At 30.8% G+C, this 8,450-nt stretch carries 9 protein-coding genes and 2 pseudogenes; all 11 read right to left on the bottom strand.

Going from position 1 to position 8,450, the window contains the following annotated elements; genetic code table 11:
• A pseudogene (locus HMPREF0072_RS02615) lies at positions 1-582 on the bottom strand (stalk domain-containing protein); the annotation flags it as partial.
• Positions 569-808, bottom strand: coding sequence for a hypothetical protein (locus HMPREF0072_RS02610; protein WP_001080402.1), 240 nt, complete (start codon positions 806-808; stop codon positions 569-571). The pseudogene HMPREF0072_RS02615 and the gene HMPREF0072_RS02610, both read right to left, overlap by 14 nt.
• A gap of 14 nt (positions 809-822) precedes the next feature.
• A complete protein-coding gene (locus HMPREF0072_RS02605; RefSeq protein WP_004827265.1) occupies positions 823-3,402 on the bottom strand; it encodes a C40 family peptidase in 2,580 nt (859 codons plus the stop codon).
• Between the two features lie 7 nt (positions 3,403-3,409).
• On the bottom strand, positions 3,410-5,833 hold the full coding sequence (locus tag HMPREF0072_RS02600; RefSeq protein WP_081447021.1) for a VirB4-like conjugal transfer ATPase, CD1110 family: 2,424 nt from the start codon (positions 5,831-5,833) through the stop codon (positions 3,410-3,412).
• Complete coding sequence (locus HMPREF0072_RS02595) at positions 5,724-6,134, bottom strand: PrgI family protein (protein ID WP_004827263.1); 411 nt, start codon at positions 6,132-6,134, stop codon at positions 5,724-5,726. The genes HMPREF0072_RS02600 and HMPREF0072_RS02595 overlap by 110 nt, the downstream gene beginning before the upstream one ends.
• Before the next feature lies 1 nt (position 6,135).
• Positions 6,136-6,426 (bottom strand): hypothetical protein, encoded by a 291-nt coding sequence (locus HMPREF0072_RS02590; protein ID WP_004827262.1) that lies wholly within the window; start codon positions 6,424-6,426, stop codon positions 6,136-6,138.
• A gap of 9 nt (positions 6,427-6,435) precedes the next feature.
• The gene (locus HMPREF0072_RS02585) at positions 6,436-7,299 is read right to left on the bottom strand and encodes a VirB6/TrbL-like conjugal transfer protein, CD1112 family (RefSeq protein ID WP_000466918.1); all 864 of its coding nucleotides are present in this window, start codon (positions 7,297-7,299) and stop codon (positions 6,436-6,438) included.
• 10 nt (positions 7,300-7,309) lie between these two features.
• Positions 7,310-7,525: a Maff2 family mobile element protein gene (locus tag HMPREF0072_RS02580; protein WP_000394204.1), complete on the bottom strand. Its 216-nt coding sequence runs from the start codon at positions 7,523-7,525 to the stop codon at positions 7,310-7,312.
• Between the two features lies 1 nt (position 7,526).
• Positions 7,527-7,838 (bottom strand): hypothetical protein, encoded by a 312-nt coding sequence (locus HMPREF0072_RS02575; protein ID WP_004827261.1) that lies wholly within the window; start codon positions 7,836-7,838, stop codon positions 7,527-7,529.
• A 188-nt stretch (positions 7,839-8,026) separates the two neighbouring features.
• Positions 8,027-8,302 (bottom strand): hypothetical protein, encoded by a 276-nt coding sequence (locus HMPREF0072_RS02570; RefSeq protein WP_004827260.1) that lies wholly within the window; start codon positions 8,300-8,302, stop codon positions 8,027-8,029.
• Between the two features lie 18 nt (positions 8,303-8,320).
• Positions 8,321-8,450: pseudogene (locus HMPREF0072_RS12795) on the bottom strand (conjugal transfer protein); the annotation flags it as partial.

The raw sequence follows: 8,450 nt of genomic DNA, 5'->3' as shown, positions 1-8,450 counted from the left end.
GTCTTTATCCTCAATTTCTTTAGTCTTCTTTGCAAGTTCTCCTTCTAAGGACTTGAGCTTTTCTTGCATTTCTTTGATTTTATTTTCGTTTTTAACGGCCTTTTCTTTCTCAGCCTCTAACTCCCATATTGTAGATGAATAATCTTCTTTTAGTTTTGCATTTTCATCTTGTAACCTTTTTAATTCATCTTTTAGTTGAGTAATTTCTGCTATAAGTTCATCATTGTTAGAATTTTTAAGATTCTCAATTTCTTTATCTAATTGAGCTATTTTTTTATCTTTATCTCTAATCTCTTCTTCTAACTTAGCCTTTTCTTGTTTTAGTTTCTCTCCATTATCTTTGCAAGATTCTAGCTTTTCCTTTAATTCATCTATCTTTGATTGGTCTTCTTGTTTCTTTTCATTTAAGTCTTTGATTTGATCTTCTAAATCATTAATATTACTTATAGAACTCTCTATCACTTTTTTACTGCCATGTGTATCATCAGCTTTAGCTAGTACATTAGTAGTTGAAGTTGATGTTAAAACTAATAAAAGAGCCATAAAAAAGGCTCTTAGTCTGTTCGTATTAAATTTCTTCATTATGAATGTTCTCCTTTTCTTTTAATTTTTCTTCTCTTTTTCTATCATTGATTTTCTCCATTAATTCTTCCAAGCTAATATTGTTCCTCCTAAGAGTTACAATTATTTCTTCATTTTCAACTTGTATTTCTTCATCGCAAATTTCCTTGTATTTTGCATTTAAATCTTTTAATTTCTCTTCTATTTTTTTCTTTTTGTTCCTAATACTTATAAGTTTTCTGTTCACATAATATCTCCCTTCTATCTTGGTCTTCCAAAACCATAAAAGTGTGATTTCCAATATTTTGAATTTATTGATGTGTATTGAATTGGATCTCCTGCGTGAATCATCATTCCGTTACCTGCATATATTCCTACGTGAGATATTGGAGTTCCACTGTTATATGTTGAGTGGAAAAATATAATATCTCCAGGTTGAGCTTCACTTGGACTTACTGGATTACAATAGTCTTTGTATATTCTCCATGCAGTTGTTCTTGGCATTCTCTTTACACCAGACTTTGTAAATGACCAACATACAAAACCTGAGCAGTCAAAGTTAGATGGTCCACTTGCTCCAAACACATATCTTTTGCCTATATGTTTTTCTGCTTCATTAAATAAGGCTTTGGCAGTTTCAGAATCAAAAGCAAGACCAGGATTTCCAAAGTTTGGATTGTCTACTATTTCTCCTAAGTCGCCATTGCCTGATCCAAAAACATCTCCCATATTCCCCTTAGCTTCAAGAAGAGCTTCATAATGAACTACATTGTCTGGATAATCTTTAAATATTTCCCTAACAACTTCATCCATTTCTTTTTTCTTTAAAGTTACAATTAACTTTTTATATTCGTACTCTTCTTTTTCATAGCTAGTATAAGGATTACCACGACTATCATATCTTGTTCTTTCTACTGTTCTTGTTCGAATCTCAATTTCTTCCTTAAAATCAAGCTTATACATCTTATAGAAAAGTTCTTTTAAAATTCCTTTTACTTCAGATGCTGATTTTACTTCTCCACATCTTGAAGTTATATAGGATAAAAGTTCATGGGTATTATGACCAATTTCTCCTTCTTTGTTTATGATATATTCGTCATATCCAGGGTGACTTGTCTTTATACTTTCGATTTGTGATTGTAGGTCATACTCCATTGACGAAAATTCTTGATTAACTTCACTTAGAACTGTATCTTGTGATAGGTATGTTGTTGTCATTACTGAGTTAACAGAGTTACTTAATCCACTCATACCAACACTTCCACCACCAATCATGATTGATAGCATAAGACCTAGTCCTATTACTAGAAATAGAACCATCTTACTTTTTCTTACGATTAGCTCTTTAGAAGCCTTACCTAAACTTAAAATAGCTTTTTTAACTCTATCTACCAGTCTTGTTTCGTGCTTTTTAGCTATCATGCTTTTCATTTGTTTTCTTTGGTAAAACTTCTTAAATCTATTTTTCTTTATATAGGCATCTGATTTTTTTAAATCTTCCAAGCCACTTTTAAACTCCAACTTGCTTTTTCTATTTCTTATTTTCTTATCAAGTTTAGAAAGCTTTTTTAAGGACTTTTTCTTTTTATCTAGCTTATACTTCCTTATTCCATGCTGGAGTTTAGAGCTTACATTAGCGACCTTTTCTCCAGATTCTACACCAGTATTATCAGATCCTGAACTTAGATAATCTCTCACTAACTCTGAAGACTTAGCTCCAGATAATAAACCCCCAGAAGATAGACCTCCTTTAGTTTTATTCTTTAAGATATTATCCTTTAGCTTGCTTTTAGACTTTTCAAGCTCTCCAATCTTTTTATCTGAGATAAAGTCTTTAACATCTTGTGCTTTCTTAGAATCTTTAGTTGTAACTTTCTTAGATTCATTTTTTAAGTCATCGATTTTCTTTCGAGTGAATTTATCACTTTCATAATTTTTTCTCTTATAGTAAGTCTTCTTTTTATTAACTTTCTTTTGTTCTGAAGGTTTAAGGCTTGTTTCCTTTTCATCTTTTATAAATTCAAGATTATTGTCTTTAAGCTCAGAATTGTCAAAAGTTTTATCTGTATCAACTTCGCTTAGCTTATTTTCTTTATCTATTTCTTTAGAAAATTTTTCCTTATCTCTAAACTTCTTTTCTTGATAAAGTTTATGCTTTTGCTTTTTATCGATATTAGCATTACTCTCGTTCTTGCTTACTTCATCTTTAACAAGCTTATCTTTTCTGTATATTCTCTTACTCTTCTTTGCTTCGATAGGTTTATCTTCGCTTGTGTGGATTCGCTTAGACTCTCTCTCGTTAATTTTGTCTTGGAATTTATCCTTACTATGAATAAGCTTATCCTCATAATTTTTAAGAACTTGTCTTTTACTTGATGTCTTCTTATTGCTTATTACTTCAGTGTTAGCTGAAATATCATCTGTTGTTAGTTTATTAGAATTAATATTTCTACTATTTTTACTATCAAAATTTACCTTTTTGTAGTCTACATCTAACTCTTCATCAAGTTTAAAGCTTTCATCTGTCTTTATTTCAAAATTAGCTTGATTTATTTCTTCAGCCTTATTCTTATTATCTAAAACTTCTTTTCTAATTCTTTCCTTGTTTTTAGACTTCTGAAAATCTTTTAGTTTATCTTGTTTTTGATCTTTAGATAATACATTCTCATGAATAAGTTTAGATTCTTTTTGTGAAATTTTATCTCCGAACCTATCCTTAGTTTTGATAATCTTATTGGTATAATCATCTGAATGAACAAGTTTACTATCTATATTCTTTTCAGGAGCGTCCCTATTTCGTATAATTTTCTTTTGAAAATCTTTTTTTAGTTTTTTATCCATATCACACCTACTTAGCTTCTTCTGGTTTTGTTGTCATTAGCTTATATAACATGGTGTCTTTAGGGAATTTATCTATAAATGGAACAATAGTATTTCCAAAGAATAGTAATCCCTCACCTGCATTTGAATTAGTAATATAGTTTAACTGATAAGGCGATATTTTTAATTTCTTAGCAAGAATATCTCTATCTCCAGATGCTTGATTTAACATTAGAACAAAGTCTGTGTTATCAAAGATATTTTCAATTTCCTGACTTGTTAAAAGGTCTTTTACGTTTTGAGTTATACCTGTTGGAATACCACCCCATTTTCTAAATCTTTTCCAGATTTCTACTGAATATGAAGCAGTTTGTGGGTCTTTTAATAAAAGGTGGAACTCATCTATATAGTATCTTGTAGACTTGCTTCCTCTATTTAAGGAAACCTTGTTCCAAACTTGGTCTTGAATTACAAGCATACCTATTTTTTTAAGTTGTGTTCCTAGCTCTTTTATATCAAAGCAGAGCAGTTGCCTATTTAGGTCAACATTTGACCTATTATTAAATACATTAAGACTTCCCTTAACATAAATTTCCATTTCTGTTGCGAGCTTTCTACCAACTCCCTCTTCTTGAGATAGGAGCATATCGTATAAATCTCCTAATATAGGCATATTTTCTGGTTTTGGGTCTTCAAAATACTTTTGATATATCTTTGGTAAGCACCTATCTATAACAGATTTTTCTGCAGCAGTAAGACCAGATCCTCCTACTACAAGTTCAAGCATAGACATTATGAAATTTGCCTTATCCTTTAAAGGTGCGTCCCCATCTCCATAGTTCATATTAATATCTAATGGATTTAGATAGTCCTTTGACTTTGCCGAAACTTTAATAACTTCTCCATTAAATTGTTTTACAAGGTTTGAATACTCGCCTTCAGGATCACAAATAATTACATCATCGTCTGTTACAAGAATTGCATTTGCCATCTCTCTCTTTGCTGAGAAAGATTTACCAGAACCTGGTGTACCTAATATTAGTCCGTTAGGGTTCTTAAGTTTCTTTCTATCTGCCATAATCAAGTTTTGGCTAAGGGCATTTAATCCATAGTACAAAGAATTTGCTGAATCAATAAATAGCTCTTCTGTTGTAAAAGGCATAAAAACTGCCGTTGATGATGAAGTTAAAAATCTTTTTATCTCGACTTGATTAACTCCTAGAGGTAAGACAGAAACAAGTCCTTGCTCTTGTTGATGAGACAATCTTTTTACCTGACAATTATGTCTGTTAGCAATTGATGAGATTTGAGCAATAGTATTTTCTAATTTTTGATTAGTCCTTGCAAAATTCATAATTACTATGGTAACTACAAAGAGCCTTTCATCTCTATTCTGTAAGTCAGATAACATGGACTTAACATCAGCCCCAAAAGTATTTATATCTGAAGGAATAATATCCATATCATATCCTGCTCGAACTGCTTTCTTTTGTTCTTCGATTTTCATTCTGTCCAGGTCTGTGTTTTTTCTTTTAATGAGTTTAATAGCTTCTGCTTGTTCAACTACATCTATATGAAATGCTACATAAATATTGTCATCAATATCTAAAAACTCAGATAACATTCTGTCTGATAACTCACTTGCAAGTATTTGAAAATGGCTTACTGCTCCAATGAATTTCCCAAATTTAAAATTATTTGCTGGTGCAAAATTAAAGATATTGGGAGTTATATGTGACTTTGTAGACTCTTTCTTCTTCAAATCTTTATATGAAAAATAAAAGTTTTTGTCTGGATTTAACATATCGTGAACAAGTCTTAGCCTTTCTTCACCATCAAGGCTTTCTGCTCTTACTCCCATAGATTTAAAGTTAGATAAAATATCTACTTCAAGTCTATTTAACTTTGCTCTTGCTTGCTCTAGGTTATCGGCTTCTGTTGTAAAGGTTATATACTTCATCTTTTTAAGTCCGTTATTGCCCTTTGCAAGTTGAAGCTTTAACATCTCCCTAAACTCTTTTCTTACATCGTCATAGAAGTCTCCCTTATCAGCAATTTTAATTGCATCTTGTAGGTCTTTATTTCTTCCTAATTGATTTACATACGAAAGTTCAATGTGGACACTTGGATCAAAAGAATTTAAAAAGTTGGCAAATTGGTTAAAGATTAAATCTCTATCTTCTTCCAATGCCAACTGGTAATTTATATCTTGAAATGAAATTGTCCTTGAATAATTTTTTTCATCTAACTGGCAAATGCCCTCTGGTAACATTCTTATATAGGGAATTGTATCCTCAACAGTAAATCTCTTTTTCTCTTTCTTTAAAAGTACACTTAGAAGACTATTTGTTGGATCTTTCTTTGTTTTTAGCCTTCTTACTTCCTTTCGGTCTTTTTTTAATTGTTTTTCCCTTAGATTTAAGTCGCTGATTTGCTTTTTTCTTTGCTTCAAGGTATGCCTCCTTTCTTATTCTCTTAGTTGGTTGATAAAACTTATGAAGATAGAAAAATTTAAAATATTTTTCAAAGGTTAAGGTGTCTTTTTCATATAAGGTTATAAAAAAGATTGGCAGGGTTACTATTAGCATTACAATGATTGAAACATCATTAGGTAGATATTTTTTCATAAATAAATAGGTTGGTATGCCAATTAGTCCTGCCACAGAAAAACCTATAAGTTGTCTTTTAGTTAAGTTAAAGGCAACCTTTGTTTTAATCTTGTCCAAATCTTTTGGTATTGGTACATATGCCATTTTAATCTCCCTCTACTTCTTCTTTGGAAAGTTCAAGTATATGGTCATAATTAGATGTTGTTTCTTCTTCTAGGTAGCTAATTCTTTCTTCTAATTCTTCTTGTTTTTCTTCATTTCTGTCATTGTATTCTCCTTGATACATAACAAATTCATTGTGACATCTTCCGAGTCTATTTATTCTCCTCTTTAAGTTTCTAATCTTTTCATTTCTTTTTTTCTCTTTTAAGATTTCATAAGTTCCTCCCAATAAAATTCCAAGTCCCAATAAAGCACAATTTTTCTTTTTTAACATTTATTCCTCCTAGTGCGTATTCATAATACTTTTTGCAACTGTTCCACTCTTAAACATCATAAGTCCAAGTAGTAGAGCATATCCTAATATACTAAACAAGCTTGCGTGAATATCTGTAACCTGTACCGTTCTTATTAAAACGGTGTAGATACCTAAACATATCATCAAAAACAAACCTTGTAATCCCAAGGCAAAAAGTCCCTTGATATAATTTGTTCCAATCTGACCCCATTCTTTATTTCCCATAGTCGCAAATGGTATGGATGATACAGATGAGTAGACATATATTTCAAACATACGCCCATATACTATTAAGGTAATAGTTAAAGATATACATTGAATTGCAATCCTCACTAGGCTTGTTTCAACTAATATCATTAAAAGCTCACCTATTTCTTTTTCTTTTAATGTATCAACCATTGCAACTATCTGATCTCCTGAAACAGTGGCAGAAGTAGTGATTACCCCTGCCGCTTTGTTTACAAGATTTTGTGCCACATCAAAGACTGCCATTGAAAATTCAAAGGCATGGCTTGCAAGGTAGACTGCTATAAACATCTTTATAATGTATTTAAAAAACTCAAAAGTATCTGTATCATGCATATTATTCTTTTGCATAACCATATTTATGAGTTCAATACATAAAACTGCTGTTATGATAAGACCTGCTATTGGAACAATCACATTATCATTAATGTTTTTTATGAAGTTATATACTTCTCCATTCCAACCCATTGGTGTTTTCCCAACATCAGTTGCAATAACTCCTACCTTGTCGTTTATATCTAAGAACATGGACTCAAGATTTGCTTTGATACCTCCGAGTAGCATATCCTTAAAAAATTCAGTTAGCTTGTCAAAGATACCAAACATAGACTTTCTCCTAATTTAAAGCATTTGCAAGTAGTGGAATTAATTTAATACCGATTAGTACAATCCCCCCACCAGCCATAAGCTGCTTAATACCTTGAGATTTAGCACCAGGGTTATCATTACCATAACCTTCCATCAAGTTAATAACTCCCCATGCTCCTAAACCTGCACCAATTGCAGTTACAAGTGTCTTTAAAACTCCAACTCCAGCTGTAAAAAATTCCATATTATTCCTCCTCGTTTTCTTTCTTATTTTCTATTTTGTTTAGTGATTTAACTATAAAATTCTTGTAGACCTTATCTCCTTTTTTGTTTTCTTTGAAATATCCAAAGACATGGATTAGATCTCCTTTTTCAAATTCTTTTACAATTTCTACCTTTTCTCCATATACCGAGCAATTTGTATATTCTTTGCCCTTTCCATAATTTTTAACAAGAGCAAAATTTGCTACTTGAACATTTTCTCCATCTTTTTCAAATTCTGAAAATTCGGCTTCCTTAACTAAATTTGCATTAATATTTATCATTTCTCTATCCATTAATTTCTTCTCCTTAATCTAAAAATTTCAATTAAAAAAGCGACTGAACTTATATTTCAATCGCTAAATGTCTAATATATTAAATTGTTTTGTGGGACTTCTTATCCTTACCATTTTAACCTCCTAATTTTTAGTATAAAAAAAGGCGATAGAGTTTTTAATTTCTATCGCCTATTAATACCTTATTTCTAGTCTTCTAAAATCGATACTTCAAGGTCTATCGCTTTAAATGTAACAGTTATTCCTACTTCTTCTTTTACTGTTTTTTCAAATAGCTCAGCTATATCATATGGGGACATATCATATATATCTTCATACCATTCATTGCTTTCATCGTACATTGTCTCACATATTGCTTCAATATAATTTTTCTTATCCCTTGTGAGTTCTGTATCACTTTCCAGAATAAACTGCTCCCCATTTATATTTAATATAATTAAAGATGATTTTCTATTTTCACACATTTTGCTTTCTCCATATACTCAAATGTTTAACCTATTTATTTTATAACTAGATTTTAACTTTACCTTATCTCTATTTGTTAAATACTTTTCCACATCAAATAAGTTTTTCTTATCATAGTCTTCCAACAACTTGTAATTCTTATGCTTT

Origin of the sequence: Anaerococcus lactolyticus ATCC 51172, assembly GCF_000156575.1 — a bacterium.
GTDB classification, from domain to species: Bacteria; Bacillota; Clostridia; order Tissierellales; family Peptoniphilaceae; genus Anaerococcus; species Anaerococcus lactolyticus.
This window is presented reverse-complemented; position numbering and strand designations above follow the sequence as displayed.